At 61.8% G+C, this 16758-nt stretch carries 13 protein-coding genes; 11 read left to right on the top strand and 2 right to left on the bottom strand.

Features of this window, described 5'->3' with window-relative positions; all coding sequences use genetic code 11:
* Positions 1-10: 10 nt before the first annotated feature.
* The 10 genes from AC4BBN_RS13090 (at position 11) to AC4BBN_RS13045 (ending at position 12806) form a co-directional block, all read left to right on the top strand.
* Positions 11-1159 carry an alpha-hydroxy acid oxidase gene (locus tag AC4BBN_RS13090; protein ID WP_490592408.1) on the top strand — a complete coding sequence of 383 codons (1149 nt, stop codon included), beginning with the start codon at positions 11-13 and terminating at the stop codon, positions 1157-1159.
* Between the two features lie 81 nt (positions 1160-1240).
* Positions 1241-2173, top strand: a complete 933-nt coding sequence (locus tag AC4BBN_RS13085) for an exopolyphosphatase (protein WP_490592407.1) — start codon at positions 1241-1243, stop codon at positions 2171-2173.
* Between the two features lie 165 nt (positions 2174-2338).
* Positions 2339-3514 (top strand): imelysin family protein, encoded by a 1176-nt coding sequence (locus AC4BBN_RS13080; RefSeq protein ID WP_490592406.1) that lies wholly within the window; start codon positions 2339-2341, stop codon positions 3512-3514.
* 4 nt (positions 3515-3518) lie between these two features.
* Positions 3519-4946 carry a di-heme oxidoreductase family protein gene (locus AC4BBN_RS13075; RefSeq protein ID WP_490592405.1) on the top strand — a complete coding sequence of 476 codons (1428 nt, stop codon included), beginning with the start codon at positions 3519-3521 and terminating at the stop codon, positions 4944-4946.
* Between the two features lie 39 nt (positions 4947-4985).
* Complete coding sequence (locus AC4BBN_RS13070) at positions 4986-6005, top strand: imelysin family protein (protein WP_490592404.1); 1020 nt, start codon at positions 4986-4988, stop codon at positions 6003-6005.
* Positions 5998-7137, top strand: coding sequence for a DUF1513 domain-containing protein (locus AC4BBN_RS13065; RefSeq protein ID WP_490592403.1), 1140 nt, complete (start codon positions 5998-6000; stop codon positions 7135-7137). Before AC4BBN_RS13070 ends, AC4BBN_RS13065 begins: the two co-directional genes overlap by 8 nt.
* A 577-nt stretch (positions 7138-7714) precedes the next feature.
* Positions 7715-9928: a TonB-dependent receptor gene (locus AC4BBN_RS13060; RefSeq protein ID WP_490592402.1), complete on the top strand. Its 2214-nt coding sequence runs from the start codon at positions 7715-7717 to the stop codon at positions 9926-9928.
* 16 nt (positions 9929-9944) lie between these two features.
* Complete coding sequence (locus AC4BBN_RS13055; protein ID WP_490592401.1) at positions 9945-10631, top strand: Fe2+-dependent dioxygenase; 687 nt, start codon at positions 9945-9947, stop codon at positions 10629-10631.
* Positions 10628-11749, top strand: coding sequence for an alpha-hydroxy acid oxidase (locus AC4BBN_RS13050; protein WP_490592400.1), 1122 nt, complete (start codon positions 10628-10630; stop codon positions 11747-11749). Before AC4BBN_RS13055 ends, AC4BBN_RS13050 begins: the two co-directional genes overlap by 4 nt.
* Positions 11750-11972: 223 nt before the next feature.
* The gene (locus AC4BBN_RS13045) at positions 11973-12806 is read left to right on the top strand and encodes an N-formylglutamate amidohydrolase (protein WP_490592399.1); all 834 of its coding nucleotides are present in this window, start codon (positions 11973-11975) and stop codon (positions 12804-12806) included.
* 113 nt (positions 12807-12919) lie between these two features.
* On the opposite strand, the gene AC4BBN_RS13040 is transcribed toward AC4BBN_RS13045, so the two are convergent.
* Both AC4BBN_RS13040 and AC4BBN_RS13035 read right to left on the bottom strand, forming a co-directional pair.
* Complete coding sequence (locus AC4BBN_RS13040; RefSeq protein WP_490592398.1) at positions 12920-13414, bottom strand: hypothetical protein; 495 nt, start codon at positions 13412-13414, stop codon at positions 12920-12922.
* Between the two features lie 300 nt (positions 13415-13714).
* Positions 13715-14086, bottom strand: a complete 372-nt coding sequence (locus tag AC4BBN_RS13035) for a hypothetical protein (RefSeq protein ID WP_490592397.1) — start codon at positions 14084-14086, stop codon at positions 13715-13717.
* A 464-nt stretch (positions 14087-14550) separates the two neighbouring features.
* Between AC4BBN_RS13035 and AC4BBN_RS13030 the strand changes: the two genes are divergently transcribed.
* Positions 14551-16743, top strand: coding sequence for a TonB-dependent hemoglobin/transferrin/lactoferrin family receptor (locus AC4BBN_RS13030; protein WP_490592396.1), 2193 nt, complete (start codon positions 14551-14553; stop codon positions 16741-16743).
* Positions 16744-16758 lie beyond the last annotated feature (15 nt).

Genomic DNA, 16758 nt, shown 5'->3' with positions numbered 1-16758 from the left:
GGAGAACCGTGTGCCCAACGTCATTACCAATATTGAAGATCTGCGCGTTCTGGCGCAAAAGCGTGTCCCCCGCATGTTCTACGACTACGCCGACTCCGGCTCGTGGACCGAAAGCACTTACCGCGCGAACTCCGAGGACTTTCAAAAGATCAAGCTGCGCCAGCGGGTAGCCGTCAATATGGCCAATCGCAGCACACGGGTAAAGTTGGTGGGGCAAGACGCCGCCATGCCCGTTGCGATTGCACCCACAGGCCTGACCGGCATGCAGCATGCCGACGGAGAAATCCTGGCGGCCCGGGCTGCAGAGAAGTTCGGCATCCCTTTCACGCTGTCCACCATGAGCATCTGCTCGCTGGAAGATATTGCCGCCCACACCAAGGCCCCGTTCTGGTTCCAGCTCTACTGGATGCGCGACCGCGCTTTTATGGAGGCCCTGATGGACCGCGCCAAGGCCGCAGGCTGCTCAGCCCTGGTGCTCACACTGGACTTGCAGGTGCTGGGCCAACGCCACAAGGACTTGAAGAACGGCATGACCGCACCGCCCAAGCCGACGCTGAGAAACATCTTGAACCTCATGACCAAACCGCGCTGGTGCCTGGGCATGGCGGGCACGCGCCGCCACACGTTCGGCAATCTGGTTGGCCACGCCAAGAATGTGAGTGACATGTCGTCCCTGAGCGCCTGGACCAAGGAGCAGTTCGACCCCCAACTGGACTGGAGCGATGTGGAATGGATCAAGCAGCGCTGGGGCGGCAAACTCATCCTGAAAGGCATCATGGACCTGGAAGATGCGCGACTGGCAGTCAATAGCGGCGCTGACGCCCTGGTGGTGTCCAACCACGGCGGGCGGCAGCTGGACGGCGCCCCCAGTGCGATCGAAGCCTTGCCAGCCATTGCCGACGCAGTGGGTTCGGACATCGAAGTCTGGATGGACAGCGGCATCCGCTCGGGCCAGGACGTACTGAAGGCCTGGGCACTCGGCGCACGCGGAACGATGATAGGCCGCAGCTTTCTATATGGGCTGGGCGCGATGGGCGAGGCCGGGGTCACCAAATGCCTGGAAATCCTGCACAAGGAACTGGACGTCACCATGGCTTTTTGTGGCCACACCCAGATCGCCAACGTAGACAAAAACATTCTTCTGCCAGGTAGCTACTGAGGCCTACCGCCCTGCACCTTGGACGCATAATCAAGACGCTTTACGTGATCGTTTGCGTCTTCTTTATAAAGGATGGATTCCATGGGCACAGAAAAATTCCGCTTGGTCACGCGCAGTGACTTCGATGGCCTGGTATGCGCGGTGCTGCTGAACGAACTGGACTTGGTGGATGAAATCAAATTCGTCCATCCCAAGGACATGCAAGACGGCAAAGTGGATATCACCGCCCGCGACATCACCACCAACCTGCCCTACGTGGCCGGTGCCCATCTGGCGTTTGACCACCACCTGTCGGAAACCATACGCAACCAAAGCGGGCTGAAAAACCACATCATCGACGCCAAAGCCCCATCGGCCGCCCGCGTGGTGTATGACTATTACGGCGGTGCCAAGGCCTTCCCGAACATCACCAATGACATGATGGATGCCGTGGACAAAGCCGACTCGGCCCAGTATGTGCGCGATGAAATCATCCACCCCACCGGCTGGGTGCTGCTCAATTACCTGATGGATGCGCGTACCGGCCTGGGGCGCTTCCGCGAATTCCGCATCAGCAACTACGCACTGATGATGGATCTGATCCAGTACTGCCGCAACCACGGTATCGACGACATCCTGAAGCTGCCAGACGTCAAAGAGCGCGTCGAGGTCTACCAGGAACACGCCACCAAGGCCAAGGCCCAGATCGAGCGCTGCGCCACTGTGCATCAAAACCTGGTGGTGCTGGACCTACGCCAGGAAGAAACCATCTGGGCGACCAACCGCTTCATGATTTACGCACTGTTTCCGCAAACCAATATCTCCATCCACGTGATGTGGGGCGTGCAGAAACAGAACACCGTGTTTGCTACCGGCAAGTCCATCCTCGACCGCAGCAGCAAAACCAATGTGGGCGAGCTGATGCTGCAGTACGGCGGTGGCGGCCACCATGCGGCCGGCACCTGCCAGGTAGAAAACGACCGCGCCGCGGCCGTGTTGCAAGAACTGACGCACAAAATCAACCTGGACGGCTAGCGTCCTAAACAGCCAGCCTGGCACCACGGCAAGTGGTCCCAGGCTTTTTTGTACCCCACATACAAACAATATCAAGAATCAGTCGCATTACAATTCGCAGCCAAGGAGGTTGTGTCAATTGCGAAAGTCTTGCTGTTCACGGCCTGCATCCCAAGGACTCTTGCTGTGAAATCTCTCTTGCTGAGCGCCGCGCTCCTGACGGCGTTTGCCGCACATGCCCAGACCACCGAGCAGCCTGCCGCCCCAGCGACGGCCGCCGTCTCCTCCGCAACCGTGGCCGCACACTACGCCCGACTGGTACAGGCCAGCTACGAAGACACACTCACCGCAACCCAGGCGCTCAACACCGCGATTGCAGAATTTACCGCCAGCCCCAGCGCTGACGGCCTGACCAAGGCCCGCAAGGCCTGGCTGGCCGCGCGCGAGTTCTATGGCCAGACCGAAGCCTTCCGCTTCTACGCGGGCCCGATTGACGACAAGAACGGCCCCGAAGGCCGCATCAACTCCTGGCCCATGGACGAAGCCTACGTGGACTATGTGGTGGGCAAGCCCAAGTCCGGCATCATCAACAACCCCAAGGTCAAGATCAGCGCCAAGAGCCTGTCGGCCCTGAACGAACGCGGTGGCGAAGAGAACATTGCCACCGGTTGGCATGCGATTGAATTCCTGCTGTGGGGCCAGGACCTGAGCGAAACCGGCCCGGGCGACCGATCATTCGAAGACTTTGTAGACGGCAAGACACCCAACGCCAACCGCCGTCGCGAATACCTGAAGGTCGTCACCGAACTGCTGGTCAGCGACCTGGGCGACATGGTCAAAGCCTGGGCGCCCGACGCCAAGAACTACCGTGCCAAGTTTGAAAAATCAGGCACCAACGCGCTGCGCAATATGCTGGTCGGCGTAGGCTCGCTGTCGCGTGGCGAAATGGCCGGCGAACGCATCGAAGTAGCGCTGGCTTCCAAGAACCAGGAAGATGAGCAATCCTGCTTCTCCGACAACACCCACCGCGACATCGTTAGCGATGCGCTGGGGATTGAAAACGTCTGGCTGGGCCGCTTCAAGCGCGCCGACGGCAGCCTGCTGCAAGGCGCCTCCCTGCGCGACCTGGTCGCCGCCAAGGACGCCAGCGTGGCCGAGCGCACCAGCGCCCATATTGCAGCAACGGTCAAGGCCGCCGAAGACATCCGCCCTCCGTTTGACCGCGAGATCGTGGACCCGGAGGGCCGCAAGCGTCTGCAGGCCGTGGTTGAATCCTTGAAGCTGCAAAGCAAGGACTTCGTCGATGCGGCCAAGGTCGTGGGCATCAACAAACTCAGCATCTCTGAGCCCAAGGACAAGTAAGCACATGCCAACCTTTGCCAGCCAGCAGACTCTGCGTCTGCTGGCACTGGCATGCGCCGGGGCCAGCGTCAGCTGGCTGGCCCTGGCGGTGTCCAGCTCTGAACCCGACCCCTCCGAAGAAAAACCCGGTGGCGACACCACGGTGTTTGAAGTAGGGCTGAACGCCTTCTCATTCCCCGCCGCCAATCTGGATGAAGACGGCCGCACAGCATTTGCCATCGGCAACTCCTTCTTCCGGCGCAACTGGGTGGAAGCCCCCTCCTCCACGGCAGCGCGTGACGGCCTGGGGCCGCTGTTCCTGGCCCGTTCCTGCGGCGGCTGCCATACCCAGGACGGACGTGGCGCACCACCGAATACGTTTAAAAATGGGCTGGCCAGCGAGCAGCCCATTGCCTTGCTGTTCCGCCTGTCGGTGATGGGCCCAGATGGCAAACCCTTTCCTGAACCCACGTACGGCGACCAGTTCACCAACCTCGCGGTGCAAGACGTGAAGCCCGAGGGCAAGGTCCGCATCCGCTACACCGAGCTGCCCGGCCAGTTTGCCGACGGCACACGCTACAGCCTGCGCCAACCCCACTACAGCTTCACCCATTTGGGCTACGGCCCCATGCAGGCCCACACCATGGTCAGCCCCCGCCTGGCCCAGCAAATGCCGGGCGTGGGCCTGCTGGACGCCATCGCCGAGGCCGACGTGCTGGCCAATGTGCAGCAGCAGAGCAGCCGCACGGACGCCATCAAAGGCCAGGCCAACCGCGTGTTCGACCCCGTTGCTGGCAAAGAAGTGCTGGGCCGCTTTGGCTGGAAGGCCAACACCGGCTCGCTGGCGCACCAAACCGCCGCCGCGTTCAATGGAGACATCGGCATCACCTCCGAACACTTCCCACAAGAAAACTGCACGCCCAAACAAAAGTCCTGTCTGGCAGCTCCGCGTGGTGGCAAAGATGGTGGCCCGGAGATAGACAACGCCCTGCTAGCCAAAGTCATCCTGTACGAAGCCACACTGGCGGTACCGGCCCGGCGCAACTTCAACGACGTGGACGTACGCCGGGGCCAGGCCCTTTTTGCCCAGGCGCAATGCGCCGCTTGCCACCGGCCCTCGTACACCACCGGCACATCGCCCTTCCCCTCGCTCAGCGGGCAAAAAATCTACCCGTACACCGACCTGCTGCTGCACGATATGGGCCACGGCCTGGCCGACGGCCGCCCGGACGGCCTGGCCAATGGCCAGCAATGGCGCACCGCGCCGCTGTGGGGACTGGGCCTGGTACCCGATGTGAACGACCACAGCTTCCAGCTGCATGATGGCCGGGCCCGCAACACCATGGAGGCCATTCTGTGGCACGGTGGCGAGGCCGAGGCATCCCGCCAGCAGGTGCTGAAAATGCCCAAAGCCGACCGCGATGCGCTGGTGAAGTTCGTGAACTCCCTTTAAGAACGTGCTCAAAGAGCATCTTCAAAAGAAAGCCAAACTGTGACTGTTCTGATCGACCGCCGAAGCTGGCTTGCCGTGAGCCTCAGCCTGGGCCTAGGCGCGCTATGCCACGCTGCGGGTACTGCCGCCCTGCCCACGCGCATCGCCAGCCCGGCCTATACCCCGTCCGACTTTGTACGCAACGGCTTGCGGCTGCACTTTGTGCCGGCAGCACAGGCCTTTGCCCAGTCCACCGCCGTGTTACGCGACCGGCTCGCTGACGGCTGTAGCCTGCAGTCCGCACGCGATGCCTGGCGCGCCGCCATGCTGGACTGGGAGCGGCTGTCGGCCGTGTCCGTCGGCCCGCTACTGGAGCGGCGCAGCGCCCGCAGCGTGGACTTCTGGCCCACCCGCCCTGCCATGGTGACAGCTGCCGTGCAAGCCCCACCCGCAGACGCCGCTGCACTGGAACAGCTCGGCGCCCCAGCCAAAGGCCTGCCGGCCCTCGAATGGCTGCTGTGGCAACCCGCCCCGGACCCCGCCCAGTGCTACTACGCAGCCCAGCTGGCAGAAGCCTGCGCCGCCGAAGCCCAGGCCGTGCTCGCCGACTTCCAGGCCATGGCCCAGCAGAACTGGACGCCAGAGACCGCCCTCACCGTATTCCACGAATGGTTCAGCCAGGCCGTGGGCGGCTTCGAGCAGTTGCGCTGGAAGAAGATGGGCAAGCCCGCACGCAGCGGCCGCGCCAGCGACTGGCCGCGCGCCACCAGCGGCAACACCCGCGCCGCCTGGCAGGCCGCCTGGGCCGGCTTGCAGCACTTCCTGGTCGGAGCCGGCCGCGCCCAGGAGCAAGGCAGCTTGAACGGCTATCTGGCCGGCGACAACCAGTTGGCTCTGTCGGCCCAGCTTGAAACATTTGTCGCAGAGCTGCACGCCCGCATGCAAGCAGCAGATCCCCGCCGCGTGGCAAGCGTTACCGCCGCCATGCAGGCCCTGGCCCAAACCAAACAGCTGATGGAGGACAAGATCGCCCCCGAGCTGAAGACCATGGTCGGGTTCTCGGAGTCGGACGGTGATTAAGACCTTGACTAGCACGGCGACCCAGCCCTACACCCTGCGCCGCCGCGAGTGGCTGGCCTTAGCCGCCACCGCCGCAGCCACGTCGGCGCTGCCCCTGCATGCCGCCAACGCAGCCCGCCCCGGCCTGCTGACCGCCTGGACCAGCGGCGACGACAACCAGGCCTGGGCCGGCATTTGGCAGCTGGGCAGCAACCCGCGCGGCGTGGCCCTGCCCAAGCGAGCCCACGAAGTGCTGATGCAGCACAGCGCCCTGGGCCAGCCCACGCACGCCCTGGCCGTGGCCCGCCGCCCGGGCGAATATTTGCTGCGTTTCGACACCCGCACCGCCCGCGCCGTGCGCTGGTTTGAGATCGAAGACGACCGCGTACTCTGCGGCCACGCCAGCTATGCGCTGGACGGCAGCGCACTCTACACCACCGAAACCAATACCGACACCGGCGCCGGCATGGTCGCCGTGCGCGACCCGCTGAGCCTGGAAAAGCGCGCCGAATTCCCCAGCGGCGGGCTCGACCCGCACATGGTGCTGGTCGAGCCCGACGGCAGCCTGCTGGTGGCCAACGGCGGCCTGCTCAGCCTGCCGGAAACCGGCCGCACCAAACTCAACATCGGGCGCATGGATTCGTCCATTGCCCGACTGGATGCCCACACCGGCGCCCTGCGCCAGGCCTGGCGGGTAGACGACCCATACCTCAGCCTGCGCCACCTGGCCCGCGCCGCCGACGGCACGGTCGCCGTGGCCATGCAGGCCGAGCACACCGACCCGCAAGCCCGCCGCAGCGCCCCCTTGCTGGCCTTGCTGGATAGCGCGGGCCTGCGCAGCGTGCCCTTGCCGCCTGCCCTCGCTTTGGGCGGCTATGCGGGCGACGTGGCCTATGTGCCCGGCAGCGGCCCGCAGGCCGCCGACCGTTTTGTCATCAGCGCCACCCGTGCCGGGCAACTGGCCTGGTGGTCGGCCCAGGGCGAAGCCCCCAGCCAGCAGCCCCTGCCAGAAGCTGGCGCCCTGGCCACGCTGGGCGCTGACTGGCTGGCCAGCGGCGCACAAGGTGATGTGCGTGGCATGCAGGACCACCACGCACTGGAGCGCCATTTAGACAACGTGCGCTGGGACAACCACGGCAAGTGGCTGGCCTGACGCGCAAATGCTATTAAAAAAATAGCGTTTTGCGCAATCTGTATATGCGCTAGGGATGCTCTGCATAACTCTGGCGAGGATGTGGTGGTGCGGATCGGGATGGGATGCAAGGCGCATTTGGCAGCCAATAGCCGTAGCTATTGGCCAGAAATGCAACGCCGCAGACCGCCCGATTCCGTGCTGCCACAGACCGCAGGGAGTTATGCAGAGCATCCCTAGAGGCCAATTTCTTATAAATTTTATGTAGGCCACCCGAGCGCACACTATCCCGCCTTCTGGGCAACCGCCACAAAAACCGTGGCAGGTTTGCAACAAATTTTTACGGATTTCTCCGATTACCCACCTGTGGCAAGGTTTTATATGGGATTGGCAACAAGAATGATTCGCATTACTTTACAATGATCGGTGTTTCTTCACCTAGCAAGCCAAGCATTTCGACCTCTGCACGGGTCATCGCATTAGCCAGCTGCCATTTGTAATTTTCTCAAGGCTAAGCTCCATGTCTCGTCGCAAAAATTTTAAGCAAAAACAGGCCCTAACGCATGTAACACCAGCGCTAGAAGCTACAAAAACAGTAGTGAACTCCAACGCCCAGTTTGCGGTGTTACCCCTGGGGGCGATGCTGTTGGCGGCATCCGTCAGTGGTTGGGCGCAAACCAGCACAGTGCCAACGCTCGAGCCCGTCATCGTCAAAGAAAAAGCCGAAGTGCCTGAAGGTAAAGACGCACTGCAAACCAAGAAATCCAGCATTGGCAAGGGCAACCAGGACATCCGCGACATTCCCCAGTCCGTCACCGTGATGACCGAAAAGCTGCTGGACGACCGCCGTATCGACACCCTGAAAGAAGCCCTGCACCACACCGCAGGTATTACCTTTGCCGCCACCGAAAACGGCACCGACCAAGACATCCGCCTGCGCGGCTTCCCAGTGGCGACCGTGGGCGACTTGCTTATCGACGGCATGCGCGACCCATCGCAGTACGACCGCGATGCATTCAACTACGACCGCGTGGAAGTCATGCGCGGTTCGGCCTCCATGCTATTTGGCCGGGGCTCCACCGGCGGTGTGGTCAACCAGGTCACCAAGCAACCCATGCTGACCACCCAGCACGATGTGGAAGCCACCGTGGGCTCGCGTGGCTACATGCGCACCACCGGTGACTTCAACCTGCGCCTGGACGAGTACTCTGCCCTGCGCATCAACGCCATGTACAACAAGGCCGACAACGGTGGTGCAAACATCGACAAATACGGTATTGCCCCCACCTACCGTTTCGGCATTGGCAGTGACGACGAATTCGCTGTGGGCCTGTTCCATCTGAACGTGGACAACGTACCCCAGTCCAGCGCCCGCTGGCTGGGCAATGGCGTAACAGGAACACTATCCGGTGTGCCCAACCTCAAGCCTGGTGCTTTCTACGGCACCGACAGCGACTACCTGCAAGGCAAGGCTTCGTATGTCACGTTAAAACACACCCACCGTTTCAGCGACAACGGCGAACTGAAGTCCCAACTGCGCAGCGGCACCTTCGACCGCGCCCAGTGGGGCACCAACGCCTCGTTTGCCACCGGCACCACCTCGGCCACCCTGAGTGATGCCACCGTGTTGAGCCGTGCGGGTTTATCGCCGCGCAAAGACTCGTACACCGGCACCTACTTCCAAAGCGACTACAGCAAGACCTTCAACTGGTTCGACATGAACCACGAAATCTTGACGGGCTTTGATGCAGCAGTTGAAAAGGCCGACCGCTATGGAGCCTGGGGCACCGTGGGCACCAACTACAACAAGGGCAACACCACCGTGGGCACGCCAGACGATGGCCGCACACTGACTGCAGAGCCCACCTACCGCGATACCGTGGGCTACAAAGCCAAGGCATTCGGCCTGTACCTGCAAGACTTGGCCCAAATCGCGCCTAGCTGGAAGGTACTGGCAGGCTTGCGCTACGACAAGTTCAGTGGCGACTTCCAGCAGTTCAACTACGCCAATGCGAACACCAATGTTCCATCCACAACGCCCACGACCAGCCTGTCTGAAGGACTGTTCAGCCACCGCCTGGGCCTGCTGTACCAGCCATCGAAGAGCGCCTCGTACCACCTGTCGTACGGCACTTCGTTCAACACCTCGGCGGACACCTACCAGTACGTTACAGCCCAAAACGCCAATACCCCACCGGAGAAGAGCCGCAACATCGAACTGGGTGCAAAGCTGGACTGGCTGGACGGCCAACTGTCCACCCGGGGCGCGCTGTTCCGCACTGAAAAGTACAACGAACGCACCACCGACTCCGACTTCGCAGGTTCTGCCTACCTGCTGTCGGGCAAGCGCCACTCTGCGGGCGTAGAGCTGGACGTGGTGGGCCGCCTGACCCCACAGTGGGAGGTCTACCTGTCGTATGCCTGGACCCCGATTGCCAAGATCGACGCAGCCGGTAGCTCAGCCACCGCACAAGCCTCAGTGGGCAGTCGTGTGGGCCTGACCCCCAAGCGCAGCGGCAGCGTGTGGGTGGGCTACCAAGCGACCTCGCAACTGCGCTTAGCGGGCGGCTTCAACGGCATGTCCAAGAACCGCCCTCTGCAAGGTACTACGGGTGCTGAGTCCACAACCGCAGAGGCCGCAGGCTACGTAACGGCCGACGTCATGGGCGAGTACAAGTTCACCGAGAACACCTACGCCCAAGTGAACGTGTCCAACATCGCCAACAAGCTGTACGGCGACCAGCTGTACCCCGGCTTCGTGATCAGCGGCGCACCCCGTACCTACAAACTGACCATCGGTACGCGCTTCTAAGCGTGCCTATTTGCCCATGCTGCTGCACCTACCCAACCTCCTGACAACCGATGAACTGAAATGGGCGCACGAGGTCTTGAATGGTGCCGCATGGGCAGATGGGCGCAACACCGCTGGCAACCAAGCGGTGCATGCCAAAAACAACCAGCAGCTGCCCGAAGGCAGCAAAGAAGTGCAACTACTGCGCGATCTGGTATTGCGTGGCCTGGAGCGCCACGCCATCTTTTTTTCGGCCTCGCTCCCCAAACACGTCTCGCCGCCCATGTTCAACCGCTATGGCGGCGAAACCAACCGCTACGACAACCATGTCGATAGCGCCATACGCTACCTCCCCGGTGGAGTCGGACGCGTCCGAACCGACATCTCTTGCACGCTATTTCTCAGCGACCCCGCCAGCTACGACGGTGGGGAGCTCGTCATCAACGAGCTATTTAACCCCCAGCGCATCAAACTGGCAGCCGGCGACATGGTGCTCTATCCCGGCACCAGCGTGCACCGCGTCGAACCGGTGACGCGCGGCCACCGTACCGCCTGCTTTTTCTGGATTCAGAGCATGGTGCGCAGCACCGAGCAGCGCAAATTGCTATTCGACATGGACCAGCATTTAATGCACCTGCGCGGCAGCTTGGGGGAAACCGAACCCGCCATCGTGGGCCTCACCGGCACGTACCACAACCTGCTGCGCATGTGGGCGGACACATGAGCATGCCCGTTAACGCCCCCAGTGTTGAAAAAGTCCCCCCTGGCATCGTCAACCTGGAAGACCATGCCCGCCACGCGCAGACGGTGCTGGATGCCAATGCCTGGGCCTATTTCAGTGGCGGCGCGGGCGATGAGATCACCCTGCGCGCCAACCGCAGCGCCTGGGATACGCGCCAGCTCTACCCCCGCGTACTGCAACCGCTGGCCGGTGGCCACACCCGCATCCAGCTACTGGGCCGCCCCCTGGCGCACCCGATTCTGCTGGCCCCGGTGGCTTTCCAACGCATGGCCCACCCCGACGGCGAGCTGGCCAGTGCGTACGCCGCCGCCGCACTGGGGGCCGGCATGGTGCTCAGCACTAACTCCAGTGTTGCTATTGAAATAATAGCTTCTACCGCACTATCTGAAAGCGCTAGAGGACCTTTTTGGTTCCAACTTTATTTACAAAACGACCGGGCGCACACCTTGGCGCTGGTGCAGCGCGCCGAGCAAGCCGGGTGTGAAGCCCTGGTGCTAACAGTGGATGGCCCCACCGAAGGCGCGCGCGACCGGCAGCGCCGCGCGGGCTTCCGGCTGCCACCAGGCGTGTCGGCAGTGCACCTGGCCGACTTCCAGCCTGCGCCTGCGCTGCCACTGCGCCCCGGCCAAAGCGCCTTGTTTGACGGGCTGCTGGCCCACGCCCCCACCTGGGATGACGTGGCCTGGCTGCAAACCCAAACCCGTTTGCCAATTCTGCTCAAAGGCATCCTGCACCCCGCCGACGCGGCGCAGGCCGCCCGGCTGGGCGTGGCCGGCCTGGTCGTCTCCAACCACGGCGGTCGCACCCTGGACACCGCTCCCGCCACTGCCCAGGTGCTGCCGCGCATCGTGGAGGCTGTAGCCGGCAGCATGCCGGTGCTGGTAGACGGCGGCATCCGCCGGGGCACAGACGTGCTCAAAGCCATCGCCCTGGGCGCCAGCGCGGTGCTGGTGGGGCGGCCCTATGTGTATGGCCTGGCGAATGCGGGAGCGGTCGGCGTAGCCCATGTGCTGCGCCTGCTGCGCGACGAGTTGGAGATTGCGATGGCGCTGTGTGGCTGCGCGACCCTGGAGCAGGCGTCGCCCGATCTGCTGGTGTAGTGGGCGCGAGGTGGCCTGGGTGCGCGGGGCCTGCAGGTTTTTAGCGCACAGATGGCATGGTGACCAGAATAACCAGCAGCACCCAGAACCACATGATTTTTAATTAACCATTCAATGGCATGCCAGTCCATATTCCATATGCACAAGACGCTACGTTAAATATAGCGTGCTGCGGCGGGCTATAGTGGCCGCCACACAACCACCTGGATCGGTCGGAATTGTGATGTCCGACCGCAACCGCGCCCCACGCACATACAGCCCGTCTGCAAATATGCTCCGTCGACATTACCTTTCACTCGGGGCCCTGGCGCTCATTCCACACATTGGGTTTGCCTACGACGCACAAAGCCTAGTCATCGCTTCAAAGGGCACACTGCCGCTGCTACTGACCGTACCCCACGATGGTGGCGAATCATTCGGATTCATGCCTGCGCGAAAAAAAGGCGCAGTCGTTCGCGACGCAGGCACGAAAGACCTAACCGAGCATGTGGCCGCCATTTTGGAAGTACGCACAGGCAAACGGCCTTACCTCGTCATCGCCCGGTTCAGCCGGAAGTACCTTGATGCCAACCGCGCAGAACAGGATGCGATGGAGTCTGACGATGCTTTGCCAGCGTACAAGGCGTACCACGGTCAGATTAGCGCCTACATCGCTGAAATCAAGGCGAAATTTCCTGCCGGCGCCCTGCTTCTGGATGTCCATGGCCAGTCGGATAACCCCAGCACAACCTTTCGCGGTACACGTGCAGGTTTGACAACCAAAGCTTTACTCGACCGTTTCGGCCCCGCTTCGCTCCAGGGCGAAAAGAGCATTACGGGCGTTCTGGCAGCCAAGGGCTACCCGGTAAACCCCGCCACAGACGCCGACACTCTGCAAGAAGACCCACGGTTCGCTGGCGGCTATACCGTGTTCAACTATGGCAGCCAACACCCAGAAGGCATCGACGCCATACAGTTGGAATTCGGGAAGAACCACAGAACCAACGAACGCTTAGCAGAAGACCTAGCAGAGGCCTTGATGGTCTTCATGACCCAGTACGGGCTGCTGCCCAAATAGGCGCGAGGGTTTCAACCCAGGGAATGCACGGCTTCAGGCTATGCCATGCGCCGCAGGGCGACTTTGACCTTGCATGGAGCCGCGAGCCTGGGCCAGCCCATGCCAACCTGCACTCAGCGGAAGTACCGCTGCTTGAATGCCCCATGCCAGTCACGCAGTACGACATTCCCGCGGAAGCCAAGAAAGTAATCAAGTAATCCCACCATAGTGAGCGCAATGACAATCACGAGAAAACAAAATCCATCTTCGGATGCGATGCCAGACTCCGCCACATTGAGCTGAGCGAACGTGGACATTCCCAAAAGACTTCCTAGAACAACGGCAATGGTGGGCGAATAGGTCTTGCTAGTCGCCAACTTGGGAAACAGGATGGGCAAAATGAGCCCGTACGCGATCGAGTAAACCAACGGAATGCCAATCATCACCACGGCAAAGCCGATGTATGCCATTCCTGCCATGGTCGCTTGCCCACCTCCACGGTATATGCCAGGAAGGAGCGCTTGAGCAGCAAACCACGCGCAAAATATCGAGAGAAAAGGGGCTGTCACTGCGGTTGCAAGCCAACGCACAATCGGGAAAATTTTTCTCGGAGCCGGCTTGCTAAGCACGGGGCTATCCGTTGCGCGTACATATGCCGTTTGTGCATCCCCTGAAACGTATTCATGCTTCGTTTGGAGCCGCTCAAAGTCTTTGGCAGAGGGAAATGCAGAAAACCCGCAGGCCTGACAAGCAGAAACTCCTGGCTCGTTTGAGCGTTCGCAAGCGAAGCAAGTCCAACTGTAAGAGGGAGCCTTCATTTGGCAGTAAAAAATCTACGTTCATCTACTGTGCAGCACAACCTGCAACAAACGACGATGGACAACCACGGAAGACAAACCGTATGCCCTGAGACAAGGTGCACAGCCTCCTTACCCCACACAGCTATAGCCCCGCTCTTTTAAATCGCGCACCAACCAGCGCGACGCATAACAACCACAGGCCACATGCTTGGCTATCAAAATGGCGGCGGCCAGAACGCCCCAAAGACCTCCCCTTGTCATTTCGTAGATATGGATCAACATGGCCCCCCCAGATCCACCGCGATCAATCGATAGCCAATCGCGGCGAGCCCCTCGGAGAAAGCCCAAAAAGCCGAGAACAAAAATGCGGACCAGGAAAATCCGGCCCACACATAGCGCTCGCTCCGGAAGGAATGGGTGAATACGGTCTTCTGGTTCCAAATCTTCAACATCATTTTTATCAGTGCTTGAATCCCGTAGTAATGCGACGACAGCACGCATGCGGACAGCCTCCGCTTCGCCCAGGCACTATAGCCAGCCGATACGGCAGCGGCGGCAGGTAGCGCGGGCTTTTTCCGCAAACCAGGTGAAATGGCCCACCGCTCCCCCTCTCGCAATTACAGGTACAGGTGCTGTCGGCGTTGCTGCACGGCATGGATGCCCGGAAACACTTCCCGGCCGGGGATGCCAACCGCACCAAGCAAACCCAAAGGTTCAAGCCAAATCACCCACCAGCGCAGGCAATACCTGCTCATCCAGCTATCAAAAAAGAAGCAACCCAACACTAAACAACCCAAATTCCCAAACCAGAATCAACATCAAATGAGAATTATTCTCATATAATGCCTTTACATCCCAGCTAGCCACCCCAGCCGGTACAGCGCGCACTCCACGCGGCTTGCACCAGCCACCAGCCAGCCGTTGACCCTTTTCAACTGTTGTCAGGTTTCACTGTGGCGCGTCGTTTGAACTCCTCTCCTTTCGCCTTGCGCGAAATCTCTTGGCTGATTGGCTTGGGCTTTGGCTCGGCACTGTCGGCACAAGCCCAATCACAGTCACCGGCGCCCACGCTGCGCGAGGTCGTCGTCAGCGGGTCGCGCACGGCGCAAGACCCGGACGAGCTGCCGATGAGCATCGACGTCATCGGCGCCAAGGAGATAGAGGAAAAGCAGATCCAGGACATCCGTGACCTGGCCAAAGACCTGCCGAATGTGTCGGTGAAGCGCGCACCGGCACGCTTCACCCTGGCCTCGGGCAACACCGGGCGTGACAGCAATGCGGGCTTCAATATCCGAGGGCTGGACGGCAACCGGGTGCTGCTGCTGACCGACGGCATCCGCTCCCCGCGCAGCTATGTGTTCAGCGCCAACGCCTTTGGCCGCGACTACTTTGACACCGGCCTGGTCAAGCGCGTGGAGGTTGTGCGTGGCCCGGCATCCGTGCTGTATGGCTCCGACGGGGTGGCCGGCCTGGTGAACTTCATCACCTACGAACCTTCGGACTTTTTAACCAGCGAGAAAACCTTTGGCGGCCGGGCCGCCCTCTCCGCCAGCAGCGAAGACCAGGGCCGATCGGCTGGCGCCACGCTAGCGGGCCGGGCCAGCGATACGGTGGAATGGCTGCTGGGCGTGAATGCCAGCACGTCCGGCGCCGTGAAGAACATGGGCAGCAACGACGCGGCCAACACCACCCGCACCACGCCCAACCCCGAGACCGACCACAACAACGCCCTGCTGGCCAAGGTCGTGGTGCGGCCCAACGCCGACCAAAAGCATGTGCTGACCTTCGAGCATGTGGACAAAAGCGCCCGCTACAACCTGTTGTCTGCCGTGGCGGTAGCGCCTACGGCGTCTACCTCGGTACTGGGTTCTACCGCCAAGACCGACATGGAGCGCAACCGCCTGACCTGGGACGCGCGCTACCAACTGGCCCAGCCCTGGGCCGACAGCCTGCAAACCGTGCTGAGCTACCAGGCCGCTGGCTCGCGCGAGGTGGCGACCGAAGACCGCAACACCGCTGCAGACCGGGTGCGCGACACCACCTACGACGAGAACACCTGGCAGCTCGGCCTGCAGGCCAACAAAGTGCTGCGCCAGGGCGATATGGCGCACAAGCTCACCTACGGGCTGGACTACAGCCGCGCCTCCATCAAAACCCTGGGCACAGGCGTCACGCCGCCAGCGGGCGAGACGTTTCCGCTGAAGCGCTTCCCGGACACCATCGAGTCCAGCACAGCGCTGTACCTGCAGGATGAAATCTTTGCCGGCGACTGGAGCATCACCCCCGGCGCCCGGCTCGACCAGTACAAGATCGCCGCCAGCCAGGAAGGCTTCAACGCCACGGCGGTATCGCTGTCGGGCCATGCCGTATCGCCCAAGCTGGGCGTGCTGTACCGCGCCACGCCGCAGTGGAGCGTATTCGGCAACATCGCGTCGGGCTTCAAGGCGCCCAACGCGGGCCAGGTGAATGCGTTCTTTGAGAACACCACCCAGTACTACAAAACCATCCCCAACCCCAACCTGAAGGCCGAGAAAAGCCAGAACTTCGAGATCGGCACACGCGGCCGGCTGGACGCCCTGACGCTGGATGTAGCCGCATTCACTGGCCGCTTCAAAGACCTGATCCAAGACAGCGTACAGGTCAGCGGCTCGGGCACGGCGGCCGACCCGGTGGTGTACCAGTCCATCAACGTAGACAACGCCCGCATCAGCGGCTTCGAGGTCAAGGGCAACTGGGACTGGGGCCGCGTGGCCGGTGGGCAAGTCACCACGCCCTTCAGCTACGGCATGGCGCGCGGCAAAAACACCGACACCGGCAAACCGCTGGACACGGTAGACCCCGCCAAGCTACGCCTGGGCGTGCAGTACGCCACCCGCGCCTGGGACCTGCGGCTGGACCTGGCCCACCATGCGGCCAAAAAACAAAGCGACACCAACAGCGCCCTGTTCCTCGCGCCCGCCGCCACCACCCTCGACCTTGGCGGCCAGTGGCGCATCCAGAAAGACCTGCGCCTGAACGTAGCCGTCACCAACCTGACCGACAAAAAGTACTGGAACTGGAGCGACGTACGCAGCGCCACCGCAGCCCAGGTCGCCGTGATCGACGCATTCAGCCAGCCTGGCCGCAGCCTGAAGGTTTCGCTGGCGGCGGACTTTTGATTCCATCGACCCAAG

Source organism: Rhodoferax sp. SPJ21 (assembly GCF_058216335.1).
This window is presented reverse-complemented; position numbering and strand designations above follow the sequence as displayed.

Excerpts from the sequence above, each read along its gene's own strand:
- AC4BBN_RS13035 (WP_490592397.1), bottom strand. The coding sequence starts at position 14,086 with ATGCGTGCTGTCGTCGCATTACTACGGGATTCAAGCACTGATAAAAAT.
- AC4BBN_RS13050 (WP_490592400.1), top strand. The coding sequence starts at position 10,628 with ATGAGCATGCCCGTTAACGCCCCCAGTGTTGAAAAAGTCCCCCCTGGC.
- AC4BBN_RS13075 (WP_490592405.1), top strand. The coding sequence starts at position 3,519 with ATGCCAACCTTTGCCAGCCAGCAGACTCTGCGTCTGCTGGCACTGGCA.
- AC4BBN_RS13085 (WP_490592407.1), top strand. The coding sequence starts at position 1,241 with ATGGGCACAGAAAAATTCCGCTTGGTCACGCGCAGTGACTTCGATGGC.
- AC4BBN_RS13055 (WP_490592401.1), top strand. The coding sequence starts at position 9,945 with ATGCTGCTGCACCTACCCAACCTCCTGACAACCGATGAACTGAAATGG.
- AC4BBN_RS13045 (WP_490592399.1), top strand. The coding sequence starts at position 11,973 with ATGTCCGACCGCAACCGCGCCCCACGCACATACAGCCCGTCTGCAAAT.